11 protein-coding genes, 1 tRNA gene and 1 pseudogene are annotated in these 17,639 nt (G+C 69.1%); 2 read left to right on the top strand and 11 right to left on the bottom strand.

Annotation, left to right across the window (positions count from 1 at the left end; translation table 11 throughout):
- From F6X38_RS09620 to F6X38_RS09590, 8 genes and pseudogenes are all read right to left on the bottom strand, one after another.
- Window positions 1-1,880, bottom strand: a 1,880-nt coding sequence (locus F6X38_RS09620; protein ID WP_425482842.1) for a PAS domain-containing protein, incomplete at its 3' end; no start/stop codon positions are given.
- Window positions 1,881-1,907: 27 nt separating this feature from the next.
- Window positions 1,908-2,159, bottom strand: a pseudogene (locus tag F6X38_RS24285) (PAS domain S-box protein); the annotation flags it as partial.
- Between the two features lie 201 nt (window positions 2,160-2,360).
- Complete coding sequence (locus tag F6X38_RS09615; protein WP_150969485.1) at window positions 2,361-3,146, bottom strand: NAD(P)-binding domain-containing protein; 786 nt, start codon at window positions 3,144-3,146, stop codon at window positions 2,361-2,363.
- Between the two features lie 34 nt (window positions 3,147-3,180).
- The gene (locus F6X38_RS09610) at window positions 3,181-3,681 is read right to left on the bottom strand and encodes a Ros/MucR family transcriptional regulator (RefSeq protein ID WP_150969484.1); all 501 of its coding nucleotides are present in this window, start codon (window positions 3,679-3,681) and stop codon (window positions 3,181-3,183) included.
- A 199-nt stretch (window positions 3,682-3,880) separates the two neighbouring features.
- On the bottom strand, window positions 3,881-7,045 hold the full coding sequence (locus F6X38_RS09605) for an efflux RND transporter permease subunit (RefSeq protein WP_150969483.1): 3,165 nt from the start codon (window positions 7,043-7,045) through the stop codon (window positions 3,881-3,883).
- Between the two features lie 2 nt (window positions 7,046-7,047).
- Complete coding sequence (locus tag F6X38_RS09600; protein ID WP_246191276.1) at window positions 7,048-8,250, bottom strand: efflux RND transporter periplasmic adaptor subunit; 1,203 nt, start codon at window positions 8,248-8,250, stop codon at window positions 7,048-7,050.
- A gap of 272 nt (window positions 8,251-8,522) precedes the next feature.
- Window positions 8,523-8,599, bottom strand: a tRNA-His gene (locus tag F6X38_RS09595).
- An 87-nt stretch (window positions 8,600-8,686) separates the two neighbouring features.
- Entirely contained in the window at window positions 8,687-9,187 is a 501-nt protein-coding gene (locus F6X38_RS09590) for a phasin (RefSeq protein ID WP_246191275.1), read from the bottom strand.
- Window positions 9,188-9,422: 235 nt separating this feature from the next.
- Here F6X38_RS09590 and F6X38_RS09585 point away from each other — a divergent pair, with 235 nt between their 5' ends.
- Window positions 9,423-12,680, top strand: coding sequence for a sensor histidine kinase (locus F6X38_RS09585; protein ID WP_150969481.1), 3,258 nt, complete (start codon window positions 9,423-9,425; stop codon window positions 12,678-12,680).
- A gap of 7 nt (window positions 12,681-12,687) precedes the next feature.
- Here F6X38_RS09585 and F6X38_RS09580 read toward each other — a convergent pair whose 3' ends face one another.
- Window positions 12,688-14,643: an acetoacetate--CoA ligase gene (locus F6X38_RS09580; RefSeq protein WP_150969480.1), complete on the bottom strand. Its 1,956-nt coding sequence runs from the start codon at window positions 14,641-14,643 to the stop codon at window positions 12,688-12,690.
- Between the two features lie 165 nt (window positions 14,644-14,808).
- On the opposite strand from F6X38_RS09580, the gene F6X38_RS09575 reads away from it, so the two are divergent.
- Window positions 14,809-15,900: a hypothetical protein gene (locus F6X38_RS09575; protein WP_150969479.1), complete on the top strand. Its 1,092-nt coding sequence runs from the start codon at window positions 14,809-14,811 to the stop codon at window positions 15,898-15,900.
- On the opposite strand, the gene F6X38_RS09570 is transcribed toward F6X38_RS09575, so the two are convergent.
- Both F6X38_RS09570 and F6X38_RS09565 read right to left on the bottom strand, forming a co-directional pair.
- Complete coding sequence (locus F6X38_RS09570) at window positions 15,890-16,723, bottom strand: ABC transporter permease (protein ID WP_150969478.1); 834 nt, start codon at window positions 16,721-16,723, stop codon at window positions 15,890-15,892. The genes F6X38_RS09575 and F6X38_RS09570 overlap by 11 nt on opposite strands.
- The gene (locus F6X38_RS09565; protein ID WP_150969477.1) at window positions 16,720-17,634 is read right to left on the bottom strand and encodes an ABC transporter permease subunit; all 915 of its coding nucleotides are present in this window, start codon (window positions 17,632-17,634) and stop codon (window positions 16,720-16,722) included. Before F6X38_RS09565 ends, F6X38_RS09570 begins: the two co-directional genes overlap by 4 nt.
- Between the last annotated feature and the right edge of the window lie 5 nt (window positions 17,635-17,639).

The following is a 17,639-nucleotide window of genomic DNA, read 5'->3' as shown; positions in this document are numbered from 1 at the left end:
CGCTCCACCACCTCCGGCGTCATGCCGGTGCCGTTGTCCGACACCGCCATCACCACGTACTCGCCGGGCACCATGTCGCGCTCGGTGGACGAGCGCTGGTCGAGCCGGCGGTTGGTGGTCTCGATCAGGAGGCGGCCGCCGTCCGGCATGGCGTCCCTTGCGTTGATGCAGAGGTTGAGAAGGGCGTTCTCGAGCTGGTTCGGGTCGACCAGCGTCGGCCAGAGCGCCGGCTCGGCCGCGGTGTCGAGCGCGATCTGCGGTCCGACGGTGCGGCGCACCAGCTCCTCCATGCCGGCGACGAGGCGGTTCACGTCGGTGGGTTTGGGGTCCAGCGTCTGGCGCCGCGAGAACGCCAGCAGCCGGTGCGTCAGGGCCGCCGCCCGCCGCGCCGCGCCGCCGGCCGCCGCGATGTAGCGATCGAGTTCGGCGACGCGCCCCTGCGCGATCCGCGCCTCCATCAACTCCAGCGAGCCCGAGATCCCCGCCAGGAGGTTGTTGAAGTCGTGCGCCAGCCCGCCCGTCAACTGCCCAACCGCCTCCATCTTCTGCGATTGACGGAGCGCTTCCTCGGCCTGCATCAGCTCGGCCGAGCGCTCGGCGACCCGTTGCTCCAGCGTCTCGTTCAGAGACTTCAGTTCGGCGAAGGCCCGGTCGCGCTCGCCGGCCACCGCGCGGCGCTCCTCGATGTCGATGAGGACGCCGGGGAAATGCAGCGGCGTGCCGTCCGGCGCGTGATCGACGCGTCCGTTCGCCTCCAGCCAGTAGTACTGCCCGTCGATCCTGCGGACGCGGTACTGATGGGCGTAAGGGCCGCCACGAGCGATTGCGTCGCTGATCGCCTCCGCCAGCCCTTCCCGATCATCCGGGTGGACGGTCGCCACCACCTGTTCGAGGCTCAGCCCCGAGCGTCCGAGCGCCGGGTCCAACCCGAAGGAGCGAGCGAAGGCCTCGTCCACGGTGAAGCGGTCGGCTGGAATGTCCCAGAACCATGTGCCGATGATCGCGCCGGCGGCGAGCGCGAGCTGCACGCGCTGCGCGTTCTCCTGCACCAGCGCCTCGCTGGCTCGGAGCGCCGCCTCCGCCCGCTTGCGGGCGGTGATGTCGCGGAAGAGGACGAGCACCTGCCTGCGGCTCGCCGGTTCGACCCGCGCGGCTGACACCTCGATGAAACGCCCGGCGGTCGGGAAGTCGCGCTCGAAGTGGATCGCTTCGCCGGTCCGCAGCACGCCGCCGTAGAGTTCGATCCACCCGTCGGCCTCGTCGGGGGCAAGGTCGCGGAGCGTCCTGCCGACGATGTCGGGAATGCCCGTATGCCGCTCGTAGCCGGCATTCGCCTCGACATGCTCGTAGTCGCTGAGCGGTCCGTGCGGCCCGTCGAAGAACTCGATGATGCAGAAGCCGTCGTCGACCGCCTCGAACAAGGCGCGATAGCGCTCCTCGCTGCGCGCCAGCGCGTCGCGCGCCGACCGCTGCTCCGTGACGTCGCGGGCGATGCCGACGAAGCGCAGGGGACGGCCCTCCGCATCGGGCTGGAACTCGCCCTTGCGCGCGATCCAGCGCGATTCGCCTGTGTCGGCGCGGCGGATGCGGTATTCGACGTCGCGCGGCGCGTCACCCACGCGGCGGCCGGCGTCGTTCGAGACGAGCCGCCGGTCGTCCTCGACGACGAGCGCCTCGAAGTCCCGCGCCGCGCGAGCCTCACGATGATCGAGACCGTAGAGGCGCGAGAACTCCTCGGTCGCCGTCAGCATGCCGCTCGCGATCTCGACCGTGAACAGGCCGACTCCACCGGCTTCCTGCGCCTGCTGCAACTGCGTCTGCAGTTCCTCGAGCCGCACCCCGGCGAGGTGCTGCCCGGTCCGGTCGCGGAGTACCTTCACGAAACCGGTATGGCCGCCGGCGTCGTCGCGCAGCGGCATCATCTCGCCGGAAGCCCAGAACCGCGTGCCGTCGGCCCGCAGATGCCAGCGCTCGTCGACGCCGCGGCCTTCGCGGAGCGAGGCGTCCATCTCCTTGCGCATCTGGCTGCGCTCGCGATCGGTCGGAGTGAAGAAGAGCTCGGCGCTCTGCCCGATCACCTCATCGGCCTTCCAGCCGAGAATGCGCTCGGCACCCGTATTCCATTCCGTGATCGCGCCATGCCGGTCGGTGACGATCACGGCGAACTCGGTCACGCTGTTCAGAATCTGCTGGTAACGGTCCAAAGCCCCACCTGCCCACGCCGCCCGCGATCGTGCCTGCCCCGTTCACCGACCGAGGGAAGGGCTTCGAAAGCGCCGTCTTCATAGGTGAGTTGCGGCTGACCGGAAAGAGTTCGAAACGTCGGAACCCCCGACCGATCGGGCTATCCGCGCGACGCGTCAGGCCAGCGGCGACGCGCTCCTCGTGATCCGCGCGAGAAGGTCGTCGAGGCCGGACCGGATGGTCGCGTCCACGCCATGGCGGGCGAGATGCGCGAGGAACTGCTCGTTGAGGCCGCCCGCCGTCACGTGCTCCTTCGCCAGTTCCCCGAAGTCGCCCGTCGCCGAGCGCGCGGTACCGGCGAGGCCGGCGAGCAGCAAGCGGACGTAGCTGTCCGCCTGCGACCGGCCCAGCCCCTGCTCCGCCAGCCAATTCGCCACCGAGCCGGCCGCCGCGAAATGCCCGGCCATGATACCGGAAGCGGCGGACATGGCATCGAAGGCCTTCGCATCCGTCGTCTCGATCGCGACGCCGGTGCGGTCGAAGATGTCCTTCACGACGGGATCGGGCGGCATGACCGGCGTCGGCGACGCCCGGTCGGCAGCGGAAGGCAACGGGATCGCCCGAACGACGCGCGTGGCCGGAGCGACGATGGAAGCGATCGTGTCGGCCGAGACCGTCGCGACGAGGCTGACGACGAGGTGGTCGGGCCTGAACCGCAACTCGGACAGGACCTTGCGCACGATGCCGGGCACGACGGCGATCACCACGACATCCGTCGCATCGAGCACCGCTTGGTTCGACGCAGCGACGGCCACTCGCCCAGGGTAGCGCTCGGCGAGCAGCGCCGCAACGGCGGCGCCGCGCGGCGACAGCGTGACGGCGATGTCGTCCGGCTCGTCGTCGAGGAGGCCGACGACCACGGCCCGGCTGATCGCGCCGGCGCCGACGAAGCCGAGCCTCACCGCGCCGCGCCTACCGCGCCGGCGCGTCGGCTCGTCACGCCGCTTCCTTGGCCTTGCGCGGCGCGCGGCGCTTCGGCGCGGGCTTCTCCGCCACGGCGGGCGGCGCTTCCTCGACGGGGGCGGCCTTCGGCTTGCGGCCGAGACCGATCTGCATCGCGAGCGCCGAGCGCGCCGCGGCATAGCTCGGCGCGACCATCGGATAGTCGCCCGCCAGCTTCCACTTGGCGCGATACTCGTCCGGCGTCATGCCGTAGTGCGTCATCAGGTGACGCTTCAGCGATTTGAACTTCTTGCCGTCCTCCAGGCAGATGATGAAGTCGTCGGTGACGGACTTCTTGATCGGCACGGCCGGCACCAGCGGCTCTTCGGCGACGGGCTCGGGCTTGGCCGTGCCCGCTTGCGTCAGGCCGTTGATCACCGCGGTGATGAGTTCCGGCAGCGCCGCACGCTCCAACTGGTTGTTGGCGGCGTAGGCGGCGACGATCCTCGCCGCGAGCTCGGCGGGGGAAACCGTCAAGGACGCATGAGTTTCCATAGATGATTCGATCCGGAACGATATGAGATGAGCCGGAGATACGGATATGGAAGACGAATGTCCATGTAGCGAGGCAGGCACCTACGAGATTTATTTGCCGAAAACTACGGAACCAAATAATTCGCGATGATTTCGAGCTTTTCAGGCGGCCGGGCGGCGCGGCGCGGAGCGCCCCGCCCTCTCCCGCAACGCCGGCTTCCTATGCGGGAGTCGGCTCGCCTCGCGCGGCGTCGGACGCTTCTTGCGGCGAGGCGCCCTTTCGCTCGCGGGTGAGGAGGCGGAAGAACAGCGGGATGAAGAAGATCGCAACGAAGGTCGCAAGGATCATGCCGCCGATCACGCCGGTGCCGATCGAGTGGCGGCTCGCCGAGCCCGCGCCGGTGGAGATCGCCAGCGGCACCACGCCGAAGATGAAGGCGAGCGACGTCATCACGATCGGGCGGAAGCGCAGGCGCGCCCCTTCCAGCGCGGCATCCACGATGGACAGCCCCTCCTCGCGCTTGATGACGATGAACTCGACGATGAGGATGGCGTTCTTCGCGGCGAGACCGACCAGCGTCACCAGACCGATCTGGAAGTAGACGTCGTTCTGGAGTCCGCGCAGCCAGATGGCGAGGAGCGCACCGAACATCGCGAAGGGCACGGCGAGGATCACCGCCAGCGGCAGCGACCAGCGCTCGAACTGCGCGGCGAGGATCAGGAACACCATGACGATGCCGAAGCCGATCGCGATGAGACCCGTGCCGCCGCTGGCGATCTCCTGATAGGCGGAGCCCGTCCATTCGATGCCGTAGCCTTCCGGCAGGCTGCCGGCGACTTCCCGCATCGCCTCCAGCGCCTGGCCGGACGAATAGCCCGGCGCGGGGTTGCCGGTGACCTTCGCGGCGGTGAAGACGTTGAAGCGCTCGATGAGATCGGGGCCGACGACGCGCTGCACCTTGAGGAGCGAGTCCAGCGGGATCATCGAGCCGGAAGCCGACTTGACGAAGACGAACTTCAGGTCCTCCGGCTTCTCGCGGAACGGCGCCTCGGACTGGAGGCTGACGCGGTAGTTGCGGCCGAGTAGGGTGAAATCGTTGACGTAGAGCGAGCCGAAGGTCGCCTGCATGGTGGAGAAGATGTCGGAGATCGGCACGCCGAGCGCCTTCGCTTTCTCGCGGTCGACGTCGATCCGGTATTGCGGCACGTTCGGCGAGAACGTGGTGCGCACGCCCGCGAGTTCGGGGCGCTTCGAGGCGTCCGCGACGAGCTTGTTCGTCACCGAAACAAGCCCCTGCACGCCGCTGCCGCGGCGATCCTGCACGTAGAGCTCGAAGCCGCCGGTGGTCGACAGGCCCTGGATCGGCGGCGGGCTGAAGGCGAGCACCATGCCGTCCTGCACGGCCGCGTTCGCGCCGATGAGCTGGCCCGGCAACGCGCGCCCGTCCTCCTTCGGGTCGGTGCGCTCCTTCCAGTCCTTCAAGGTCACGAAGGCGGTGCCGGAACTGGTGCGCTGCGTCGAGGCGAGAAGGTCGAAGCCCGCGAAGGCGACGACGTGCTGCACGGCGGGATTTTTGCGGATGTTCTCGGCCACCGTCTGCATCACCTGCGTGGTGCGCGACAGCGAGGAGGCCGGCGGCAGGATCGCCACCGCGAAGTTCGAGCCCTGGTCCTCGTCCGGCACCAGCGAGCCGGGAATGGTGGTGAAGAAGTACGCCGCCCCACCGCAGATCGCCGCGAAGACGACGAGGCCGAGAACGGCATGGCGAAGCAGGAAACCGACGCCCCCGACATAGCCGTTCGTCAGCCGCTCGAAGCCGGCGTTGAACCAGCGGAACGGCGCGAGCGGCGGCTTGTGCGACTGCTTCAGGATGATCGCGCAGAGTGCCGGCGTCAGCGTCAGCGCGACGATGCCGGAGATCGTCACGGAGACCGCGATGGTGACCGCGAACTGACGGTACATCGTACCGGCGAGCCCGCCGAGGAAGGCGACCGGCACGAAGACGGCGCAGAGCGTCAGGACGATCGCGATCACCGGCTCGGCCACCTCGCGCATCGCCCGCGTCGCGGCCTCCGGCGCCGGGACCTTCTCCTCCGACATGATGCGCTCGACGTTTTCCAGCACCACGATCGCGTCGTCCACGACGATGCCGATGGCGAGCACCAAGGCGAAGAGAGTCAGGAGGTTGATCGAGAAGCCGAGCGCCAGGAGGACGCCGAAGGTGCCGAGGATCGACACCGGCACGGCGATGATCGGGATCAGCGTGGCGCGGAGGTTCTGCAGGAACAGGTAGACGACGATGAAGACCAGCACCATCGCCTCGATGAAGGTCTTGATCACCTCCTCGATCGAGGCGGTGATGAACTTCGTCGTGTCGAAGGGTACGGCATAGGTGATGCCGTTCGGGAACGAGGCCTGCAGCCCGTCCATCGCGGCCCGCACCGCCTCCAGCGTGTCGAGCGCGTTGGCGCCCGGCTGCAGGTAGATGCCGATCGGCACGGCGGACAGGCCGTTGTAGGTGGCGTTGAAGGCGTAATCCTGCGCGCCGAGCTCGACCCGCGCGACATCCTTCAGGCGGAGCGTCGCGGCGTTGGTGCCGTCCGATTTCAGGATGATGTTCTCGAACGCCTTGGCGTCCGGCAGGCGTCCGACCGTGGTGACGGAATAGGTGAAGGCGAGGTCGTTCTTGTTCGGCTCGGCTCCGAACTGGCCGGCGGCGAACTGGGCGTTCTGTTCCTGGATCGCCGCCTGCACGTCGGCCGGCGTCAGGTCGTACTGCGCCAGCGCATCGGGCCGCAGCCAGACGCGCATCGAGTAGTCGCGCTGGCCGAAAAGCTGCGCGTCGCCGATGCCGGGCACGCGCTTGATCTGGTCGATGACGTAGAGGAGCGCGTAGTTCGACACGTAGGTCGCGTCGTAGCGCGGGTCGGTGGAGCTCATGGTGAGCACCGCGAGGATCGACGACGAGCGCTTGTTCACCTGCACGCCGAGCCGCTGCACCTCCGTCGGCAGGCGGGACAGCGCCTGCTGCACGCGGTTGTTCACGTCGATCGTCGCCTGATCGGGATCGGTGCCGATCTGGAAGGTGACGGTGATCGACATCGTGCCCGACGCGGAGTTCGTCGAGTTCATGTAGAGCATGTTCTGGACGCCGTTCACCTGCTCCTCGATCGTCGCGGCGACGGTCTGGGCAAGGGTCTCGGCGCTGGCGCCCGGATAGTTCGCCGAAATGACGACCTGCGGCGGCACGAGTTGCGGGTACTGCTCGATCGGCAGCGCCCGCATGCCGGCGAGCCCGGCGATGGCAATGACGATCGAGATCACCGCCGCGAAGATCGGGCGGCGGACGAAGAAGTAGCGGACGTCCGCGGAAGCGACGGGCATTTTCATCGGGCGGCGGTGCCCTCGTCCGCTTCGGCGCGCCGGTGCGGATCCGGAGCCGCCATCGGCTTCACGGGCGTGTCGGGCCGCACCTTCACGACCCCGTCGGTGACGACGCGGTCGCCGGAATTCAGGCCTTTCGCGACGATGATCGTCTCGTTCAGCTCCCGCCCGACCTCGATCGGCCGGACCTTCGCGACGTTGTCGTCGCCGACCGTGTAGACGAACTGCCCCTGCGGGTTCTGCATCAGCGCGGTCGCCGGGATCTGGATCGCGTCGTCGATCGCGAGCCCGTTGATCACGACCCGGACGAACTGGCCCGGCAGGAGCTGCTGGCCGGGGTTGGGGAACACGGCACGGGACGAGATCGTGCCGGTCGCCGGATCGATCGCCGCCGAGGTGAAGTCGATCTTGCCGGTCTCGTTGTAGAAGTTGCCGTCGCCGAAGGAGACTTGCGCGGACAGGTTGTTCGCGCCGCCGGCGATACCTTCCTGGATGAGACGGCGGATCTGGAACGCTTCCGTGTCGGCAGCCGAGAAGTTCACGTAGATCGGATCGAGCTGGCTGACGCGGGTCAGCAGGGTATTGACGCTGACGAGGCTGCCCTCGGGGAACTGCTCGCGGCTGGTGATGCCGCCGACGGGAGCCGTCACCGTCGCGTAGGTCAGCGACAGGTTGGCGGTGTCGAGCTGCGCCTTGGCGGAGGCGAGCTGCGCTTCGGCGAGCTTGCGCGTGGCGGTGGCGTCGTCGAGGCTCGCCTTGCTGGAGGCACCGGTGCGGGCGAGCGAGGCGACGCGGTCCTCGGTCTGTCGCGCGTTGGCGAGCTGGGCATCGGCCTGCTGCACCGCCGCATCGGCCCTCGCCACCTCGGCCTCGAACTCGCGCGGATCGATGCGGAACAGGACCTGATCCTGCTTGACGGCGGAGCCCTCGACGAAGGAGCGCTCGGTGAGGATGCCGGCGACGCGCGCCCGGACCTCGACCTCGCGCGACGCCTCGACACGCGCGGCATATTCGAAGGTGATCGGCAGCCGCTTCGCCTCGACGGTCGCGACCGTCACTTCCGGCGGCGGCGCGGAGGGCGCGGCGCTGCCGGCGCCGGTGGTCTGGTTGTTCTGCGCCAACGCGGCAGGCTTCGCCTCGCCCTGGCCGTTGCCGCTCGCTCCTTGCGCGAACGCGCTCCCCGCCGCCCAAACCGTGAGGATCAAAGCCGCGGCGATTCCAGACTTCATCGATACCAACCGGACGCACTCGTTTCGCAGTGCGGCATTATCCGGTTCCCCCGCGTTCGGACAATGACTTGATGGTGAGGATTACCTGCCAATAAGGCGCGGCGCGAGGCTTCTATCGTTTCCAAGCTTCCAACCGCGGCTCCATACCGCAGCGAATATCGCTTTCACCGGAAAGACGAGGCCGCGCACCTAAGCCGCGTCAGGCGACGACCCGTGCGCAGGAATTCGGCGATATACACGAGATGGAATGGTACGGTTGGCTGGAGTTGAACCAGCGACCTTCGGAGCCACAATCCGACGCTCTAACCAACTGAGCTACAACCGCACGGAAAGGCGCGCTCGCGCCTTTCGGAGCCAGATAGAGGCTTTCGCGGGGCGAGGCAAGCCGAAGCTCGGCCCACCCGGGAGCAGCTCACATGTTGCGGGCGGCATCCGACGCGCGCTGGAAGGCCTCGCGGCCGGGCTTCAGCATATCCTGCGCGATGGACTGCGTCAGCGACTGCATCTCCTTGGCCTGATCGGTCGAGGTCTCGATCTGCTGGCGCACATAGCTCGTCTGCAGTTCGACCACCTCGGCGAAGGACTTCGCCGACATCAGCTTCTCCAGATGCGAGAAGCCGAGATCGGCGTTGTGCCGCATGGCGTCGATGGCGCGCTTGGAAAGCTGCAGCGAGCTCTGATGGACGTTCTCCATGGTGGATTCCAGCGTCCGGGTCGCCTCCTCGGCGGCCGATTTCATGCGCGAATAGGCTTCCCGCGACTGTTCCATGGAGCGCTGGGTCATCTCGCGGAACGTCTCGTTCATCCGGGCGGGGTCCATGCCCATCGCGTCCTGGGCGTTGCGGGCCGCCTGTTCGCCTGCCCGCCGCATCTCCGCCATCGGGTCGCGCGCGTCGTCGTTCTCGTCAGCCATCTCGCCATCTCCTTCCGGAAGGCCGCCGGCAAGCCGACGGCGACCGTGTCCCGTCCCATCCCGTTCCGGTCGAGCAACGCCGGCTGCGACGCTTCGTTGCAGCGTGACGCGTTAACCCTCCCCGTAGCTAGTTCGCCACCTCGCATCCATTTCGTGGATACGCCGCGCGGCCGCCGTTATTAAGGGGTTGTTAACGGTGGCCAAGAATGAATTCCCGTCTCGACGGAATGGTGTCATGAGTTCTGCGTTCCGTCCGTTCCTGCTCGAGCTGCTGGCGATCCCGGAAGCGCGCGCGGCGCGGCGCGGCAGGGCGTTCGCCTATCTCGACGAGACGCTGGAGCGCGTCCTTTTCGCCAACGCGGCCGGCGAAGCGCTGTTCGGTGTGCGGCAGGACGAGTCTCCCGCCGCACTGCTCGCCCGGCAGGTCCGCTCGGGTTTCCGCACGCTGGCAGGCGGGGCCAGGTTCCCGCTCCTCGTCCGCGCCCATTCCGCGCGCGCCGCCTTGCCTGTCGCCGCGCTGGCGATTCGCTTCTCCACGGACGGCGGCGCGGCGATCCTTCTCGCCGCCTGCAAGACTGAAGCGACGGCGAACGTCGATCCGCGGCGGCTCCTCGCCACGCTCGGCGAGAGCGACGGCGTCTGTGCCTTCGACGCCGACGGAACGCCGGTCGCGGGCGATGCGTCCGGTATCGGCGACGGCTTGCCCGCCACGGTCGCGAGCTTCGCCGCCGGGAATGCGGCGATCGGCGAGGCCGGCGGCGTCCGCCTGTTCCGCATCGACGTTGCGCTGATCATCGCGGTGCCGGCGGCGAGCGCCTCCCTGCCGGCGGAAGAAGCGCCTTCGGCGGATGCCGCGGCGGCGGAGGACAGCGTGCCCGCGCCTCGCACCGATGGACTGCCGGCCGGGGATGGCGCCTGGAAGCGTCTCCCGCTCCGCTCCGTCTGGAGCGTGCCGTCGCCCGCGGCCGACATCGGCGCTTCGGCCGCCGCTCCGCCGCATTCGAGCGCCGAGCCGCTACCTGAGCCACAGGACGAGACGCGGCAGCCGGTCGAGCGCGAGAGCGCGGTGATCGTGCCGGACGCGCCGTCGGAGGACTTCGACGCGATGGACCCGGCCGTTTCCACCGACGACGAGAAGCCGGCGGAGGCGGACGCCGATCTCGTGCCGTCCGTGGCCGAACCGGGTCTCGGGACGGAGCCGATCGCGCCCTCCGCTGCGGCGACCGACGATGCAGGACAACCGACGCCGGCCTTCGTCGCGCGCCTCGATGCGCCGCCGCTCCGTTTCGTCTGGCAGATCGACGCCGAAGGGCGGTTCCGCTCGCTTTCGCCCGAATTCGCCGAAGCCGTCGGGCCCCGCGCCGCGGCGGTGGTCGGGCGCACCTTCGGCGATGTCGCCGAGGCGTTCGGCTTCGACGAGGCCGGCGCGATCCGCCGTCTGCTGGAGCGCCGCGACACTTGGTCGGGGCGCACGGTGCTCTGGCCGGTGGAAGGAACCGACCGGCGCGTGCCGATCGATCTCGCCGCGCTGCCGACCTATTCGCGCGACCGCGCCTTCGACGGGTTCCGGGGCTTCGGCATCGTGCGGAGCACCGACCACGAAGCGGATGCGGCAGCGCACGGCCTCGCCCTCGCCCGCCCCGCCGTCGCTCCGGTGGAAGCGCCCGCGCCGGCCGAGCCCGAAGTGCTGCCGCCGGCAGCGGCTCGGAAGCCGCTGATCCGGCGGTTCGAAGCCGACCTTCCCGGCGTCTCGTTCGGCCGGCGAGAGGCGCCGCCCCAGTCGCCCGCCGCCGAGCAGGACGGCGCGATCCGCGTCGAGCGCCGCCGCACGAGCGAAGCTACCTTGTCGGAAGCCGAGGAAGCCGCGTTCCGCGAGATCGGCGCGAAGCTCGGCCAGGGGCGCAGCGAGGCCGGGACGGCCGACACGCTGCGCTTCGAGACCCTCCTCCCGGATCCGGCGGCACCCGCTGCCGAACTCGTCGATCCGCCCACGATCGATGCCACGCTTGGGTCGAGCCCTGCCGAAGCCTCGGGCGAGCCGCTTGCTGCTTCCGATATCGAACCGACCCTTGCGGCGCTCCCCCTGCCGGTTCTCGTTCAGAGCCGAGACAGGCTCGTCTTCGCCAACCGCGCCTTCGCCGAGTGGAGCGGCTATGCCGACGTCGAGCGGCTGAACGCGGCCGGCGGCCTGGAAGCGCTGTTCGTGGAGAGCGCCGGCGGCCCGGCCGAAGGCGCGATGCGGATCCGCCGCGCCGACGGCGAAACCGTGGAAAGCGGCGTCCACATGCAGCGCGTCGCCTTCGCCGGCCATTCGTCCTTGCTGATGACGTTCGAGCGGCTGCCGGCGGCCGCCCCCGCGCCGGACGCGGATGATCTCCGCCGCGAGGTCGGCGAGCTTCGGGCCGTGCTCGACATCGCGACGGACGGCGTCGTCATCGTCGATCCGGAAGGCTCGATCCGCGCCGCGAACGGCTCGGCGGAAGCGCTGTTCGGCATGCCGGCGGCGGAGTTCGCCGGTCGGCCGCTCGCCGAGCTCTTCGCGCACGAATCGCGGAAAGCCGTGCTCGATTACCTGGAGATGCTGAAGGACCGGGGTCTCGCCGGCATCATGAACGACGGGCGCGAGGTGATCGGCCGCGTTGCGCAGGGCGGCTTCGTGCCGCTGTTCATCACGGTCGGGCGCGTGCCGGACGAGCGCGGCTGGTGCGTGGTGATCCGCGACATGTCGCACTGGAAGCGGATCGAGGAGGAACTCGTCAACGCCAAGCGGGCGGCGGAGGCCGCGAGCCTCCACAAGAGCCGCTTCCTCGCCAACATCAGCCACGAGCTCCGGACGCCGCTCAACGCCATCATCGGCTTCGCCGACGTCATGGCGTCCGAATGCTTCGGGCCGATCGGCAACGAGCGCTACGTCGAGTATCTCGGCGACATCAAGCGTTCCGGTCACCACGTCCTCGACCTCGTCAACGACCTCCTCGACATCTCGAAGATCGAGGCGGGGCGGATGGAGCTGTCCTTCGAGGCGGTGTCGCTGAACGAGGTGCTGGCCGAGGTCGTCGCCACCATGCAGCCGCAGGCGAACCGCGAGCGGGTGATCGTGCGCTCCAACCTGCCGGCCTCCGTGCCGCCCGTCGTCGCCGACCGGCGGACGATCCGGCAGATCGCGCTGAACCTCCTGTCGAACTCCGTCCGCTTCACGCCGGCCGGCGGGCAGATCATCGCCTCGACGACCTATACGGCCGAAGGCGACGTGCTCCTCCGCGTGCGCGACAGCGGCATCGGCATGACGCCGAGCGAGATCGAGATCGCGCTGACGCCGTTCCAGCAGGTGCACCGGCCGGACGAAGGGCGGAGCACCGGCACGGGTCTCGGCCTGCCGCTGACGAAGGCGATGGCGGAGGCGAACCGCGCCAGCTTCGCGATCCGCTCGACCCCGGGCGAAGGCACGCTGGTCGAGATCGCCTTTCCGTCACAGCGCGTCCTGGCGGACTGACCGCGGTTCAGGTCGCGAGTTCGGCGCGCCCGGCGAAATGGCGAAGCGCGTCGGGGTTGGCCAGCGCCTCGACGTTGCGCACCGGCCGGCCGTGCACGACCTCGCGCACGGCGAGCTCGACGATCTTGCCGCTCTTCGTGCGGGGGATGTCCGGCACGGCGAGCACCTTCGCCGGCACGTGGCGCGGCGAAGCGCTTTCGCGGATGCCGAGGCGGATGCGGCGGACGAGCTCGTCGTCCAGCGCGTATCCGGCCGCCAGCCGCACGAACAGGACGACGCGCACGTCGCCCGCGAAATCCTGGCCGACGCAGATCGCCTCGGCGATCTCCGGCATCCGCTCCACGACGTTGTAGATCTCGGCCGTGCCGATCCGGACGCCGCCCGGGTTCAGCACCGCGTCGGAGCGGCCGTGGATGACGATGCCGCCGTGCTCCGTCCATTCGGCGAAGTCGCCGTGGCACCAGATGCCCGGAAACCGCTCGAAATAGGCGGCGCGATAGCGCGATCCGTCGGGATCGTTCCAGAACGCGACCGGCATGGATGGAAAGGCTTTCCGGCAGACGAGGTCGCCCTTCTCGCCGCGCACCGGCGCGCCGTCGTCGCCGAAGACGTCCATCGCCATGCCGAGGCCCGGTCCCTGGATTTCGCCTTCGAAGACCGGCAGCCACGGCACGCCGAGCACGAAGCAGGAGACGATGTCGGTTCCGCCGGAGATGGACGCCAGATGCACGTCCGCCGCGATGCCGGAATAGACGAAGTGGAAGCCCTCCGGCGACAGCGGCGAGCCGGTGGAGGCGATGACGCGGACGGTCGAAAGGTCGTGCGTCTCGATGGGCCTCAGGCCCTCCTTCCGCACCGCATCGATGAATTTCGCCGAGGTGCCGAAGAACGTCGCCTGCTCGGCTTCGAGGAAATCGAACACGGCGTTGCCGTTCGGGTGGAAGGGCGAGCCGTCGTAGAGGAGCAGCGTTGCGCCGCTGCCGAGCGCGGCGGCGAGCCAGTTCCACATCATCCAGCCGAGGGTGGTGAAGTAGAAGACGCGGTCGCCTTCGCCGATGCCGCAATGCAGGCGGTGCTCTTTGCGGAGCTGGAGCAGCGTGCCGCCCGCGCCGTGGACGATGCACTTCGGCATGCCGGTCGTGCCGGAGGAATAGAGGATGAACAGCGGTTGCGCGAAGGGCAGCGGCTCGTATTCCACCGCCCGCGCATCGAAGGGGCCGAGGAAATCGTCCAGCGTCGCGCCGTTCCGGCAGGCGGCCGCGACGGCTTCCGCTTCGCCGATCAAAGGCACGATCACGGTGCGCTCCGGCGCGAGCGCCGCCGATACGGCCGCCAGCTTCTCGGCGGTGTGGATCGTCTTGCCGCTATACCAGTAGCCGTCGGAGGCGAAGAACAGCTTCGGGCCGATCTGCCCGAACCGGTCGAGCAGCCCTTGCGCGCCGAAATCCGGCGAGGCGGAGGAGAACACCGCGCCGATGCTGGCGCAGGCGAGCATCACCGCCACCGCTTCCGGCATGTTCGGCAGCATGGCGGCGACGCGGTCGCCCTCCCCCACGCCCGCCGCACGCATCGCCTGCTGCAGGTGGGAAACGAGCGCGCGCAACTGCCCGCGCGACAGTCGCCGCTCCAGCCTGTCCTCGGCGCGAAAGACGATCGCCTCGTCCTCGTCGCGACCGGGGGCGAGCAGGTTCTCCGCGAAGTTCAGCCGCGCATCCGGGAAGAAGCGCGCCGTCAGCATGTCGTCGCCGTTCGCGAGGGCCCGCTCGCCTTTCTCGCCACGAATGCCGCAGAAATCCCAGACCGCCGACCAGAACGCCTCGCGGCTTTCGATCGACCAGCGATGCAGCGCCGCGTAGTTGCCGGGATTAGCGCCGGACTGAGGCCGCACGTCCTCGGCAAAGCGCGTCAGCGGGTGCCGTGCGACGTTCTCCGGTGTCGGAGACCAGAGCATCCTTGCGTTCATGCCGTCGCCCTCTCCTGCGGCTCCTGCCGGTTTGGTGGCATGCCGGCACGCAGCGATCAATCGCGCTCGCGACGAGCGGCTCCCGGCGCGAAATTCATTTCCCGGCAATCCATCGCCATCATCATGCAGGACAACGGGCTTCGCCGCCCACCGAACGACAGCGCGATGAACAGCCACAATCCGATCCTTCTCCCGCTCGCCTTCGTCTGCGTCCTCGCACAGGGAATCGGTCCGTCCGCGGCGGCCGGGGCGAAGCAGGCGGCGACAGCGGCTGCGCCGCAGCCGGACGAATGCGCGATGCGCTATCACGCTTCGCTCGGCCGGATCGCCGCGGACGACCTGCCGCTCCTGCGCGACGGTGCGGCGGCCGGCACGGCGAACTCCTCGACCGAAATCGTCGCCGATCAGGCGCTGCCGGGCGTGCCGCTGTTCATGGCGCCGGGACGCCAGCGCTCGCGGGCCGAGATTTCGGCGCTGACGGCGGCGGTGGCGCTCGCCCGCACCCGCGGTCGCTCGACCGCGCTCGCCGGCGGCAACGCCGCCGACCGGGCCTGGATCGCCGCCCGCCTCCGGGAGGACCTCGGCGACTACCTGAACCAGAAGCCGACGCCCTATCTCTGCAGCGGCGTACCGGCCTATCTCGAAACGCTGCGCAGCTTCGCCGCCCGCCTCGGGCCGGCGGGCGACCGCCGCCAGGAATGGATCGCGACGCAGCGGGGCCTCGCCGAGAACTCGATCCGCGCCGCCGGGGACGCGATCGGCAAGGCGAGGCTGACGATCGCGCTGCCGGCGTCCGGCACCGACCTTCGCCCGGCCGCCGGCATCGCGCGCACCGACCCGCCCCCGCCGCCGCCGCCGGCACGGCAGCCCATGGAACTCGGCACCGAAGCCGGTCTCCTCGCCGCGATCGACCATCTCGTCGCGGACGCCAAGGCCGCGAACATCATCGACGACCTGACCGTTCCCGCGACGACGGACGCGACGGCCCCTGCCGCGCCGCCGCCGCCACGCCCGGTCCTCGCGAAGCTGGCGGAAGCGAAACCGCTCGTCACCTCGGCACGTCCCCGCATCCGCGACCGCACCGCGCGGCTGAAGCTACTCGCGGCGTTCTCGGATCTTGAGATGCTGGACTACCTGATGAAGGCGCCGGCCGAGATGCCGGACCCGATCGCCTCCGCGATCGGCAAGACGCTCGGCGACGTCGAGGCCGCCCAGAAGGCCGACTGCACCTGCGGCGGGGCTGCGGTCAGGCCGTAGCGGCTTCGGCCGCCGCCGCCATGCGCTCGTCCCGCTCGCGCCGGACGAGCTTCCGCTTGGCGAGGAGCCCCGAGACGATCACGCCGACCGAGACGAGGGCGATCAGGATCGTGCAGACGGCGTTGATCTCCGGCGTCACGCCGAGCCGCACCTGGCTGTAGATGCGCATCGGCAGCGTCGTCGCGCCGGGCCCCGTGGTGAAGCTGGAGATCACCAGGTCGTCGATCGACAGCGTGAAGGCGAGCATCCAGCCCGACGCCACCGCCGTCCAGATCACCGGCAGGGTGATCACGAAGAAGGTCCGGCCCGGCGGGCAGCCGAGGTCCTGCGCCGCCTCCTCCAGCGAGCGGTCGACGGAAACCAGCCGCGACTGCACCACCACCGCGACGAAGCACATGGTGAAGGTGACGTGCGCGATGGTCAGCGTCCAGAAGCCGCGGTCGAAGCCGATCGCGACGAAGAGGAGCAGCAGCGACAGGCCGGTGATCACCTCCGGCATGACGAGCGGCGCGTAGACGAAGCCGGAGAACAGGAGCCGGCCGCGGAACCGCGCGAAGCGCACCAGCGCCATTGCGGCGAGCGTGCCGAGCACGGTCGCGACCGTGGCCGACAGGATTCCAACGCGCAGCGTCACGAAAGCCGACTGGATGAGCTGGGCGTTGTGCCAGAGCGAGGCGTACCACTGCGTAGAGAACCCGCCCCAGACCGTCACCAGCCGCGAGGCGTTGAACGAATAGATCACCAGGATGATGATCGGCACGTAGAGGAAGGCGAAGCCGACAACGACGGACGCGACGTTGAAGGCGCTCCAGTGCCGCTTCATCGATCCACCTTCGCCTGCGCGCGCTGGAAGAATACGATCGGCACCACCAGCACGAGGAGGAGAAGCACCGCGACGGCGGAGGCCACCGGCCAGTCGCGGTTGTTGAAGAACTCGTCCCAGAGCGTCTTTCCGATCATCAGCGTCTCCGAGCCGCCGAGGAGGTCCGGGATGACGAACTCGCCGACCGCCGGGATGAAGACGAGGAAGCAGCCGGCGACGACGCCCGGCAGCGACAGGGGAAAGGTGATCCGCCAGAAGGCCTTCGTCGGCGGGCAGCCGAGATCGTTCGCAGCCTCCAGCAGCCGGCCGTCCAGCCGCTCCAGGCTCGAATAGATCGGCAGCACCATGAACGGCAGGTAGGAATAGACGATGCCGATATAGACGGCGGTCTCGGTGTTCAGGATCGTCAGCGGCGCGTCGATCAGCCCCAGCCAGAGCAGGAATTGGTTGAGCAGCCCCTCGTTCTTCAGGATGCCGATCCAGGCGTAGACGCGGATCAGGAAGCTCGTCCAGAATGGCAGGATCGTCAGCATCACGAGGATGGGCCGCAGGCCCAGCGGGGCGCGCGCCATGCCGTAGGCGAAGGGATAACCGACGAGGAGCGAGAGCAGCGTCGAGACGAAGGCGATCTTCAGGCTCGACAGGTAGGCGTCGATGTAGAGCGGGTCCTCGAACAGGAAGCCGTAGTTGTCGGCGGCGAACTGCTTCACGCCGTCGACGATCGAGGCGAAGCTCGGCCCGAAGACCGGCAGATACGGCGGCTGCGCGATCGCCGTCGTCGAGAGCGAGATCTTCAGGACGATCAGGAACGGAACGAGGAAGAAGACGAGGAGCCACAAATACGGCACCCCGATCACGACAGTGCGGTAGAGGCGGCCGACAGGCGCTTGCCGGAAGTCCTGCTCCGCCATCGCCG

This window comes from Plantimonas leprariae, from assembly GCF_008802405.1.
Classification (GTDB): domain Bacteria; phylum Pseudomonadota; class Alphaproteobacteria; order Rhizobiales; family Rhizobiaceae; genus Plantimonas; species Plantimonas leprariae.
This window is presented reverse-complemented; position numbering and strand designations above follow the sequence as displayed.